Below are 231 nucleotides of genomic sequence, written 5' to 3' on the forward strand. Positions count from 1 at the left end.
AGACGGCTTCGGCGACGTAGAAGCCGTCCAGTTCCTTGGATTCGCCCACGAGGGAGCCGCCGTCGGGGGTGAAGGAGAAGATGCCGTTGAAGCCGTCTTCGATCTCGGCTTCGCGCAGGGCGGGCAGGATCTGCTTGGTCGCTTCCCAGGCGGGCAGGAAGTCCTCGAGGGTGAAGTCCAGGCGGGAGGGCATGTGGTGTTCGCTGATTTCCTCGGGGTTGTAGGTGCCGA

At 64.1% G+C, this 231-nt stretch carries 1 protein-coding gene; it reads right to left on the minus strand.

The genetic code is table 11. The features are described from left to right. Positions 1–231 (minus strand): hypothetical protein (locus tag AC5RUO_RS20060; RefSeq protein WP_494104453.1); only part of this gene is annotated, 231 nt, incomplete at both ends.

This window comes from Arthrobacter sp. Y3221087 (genome assembly GCF_059089905.1).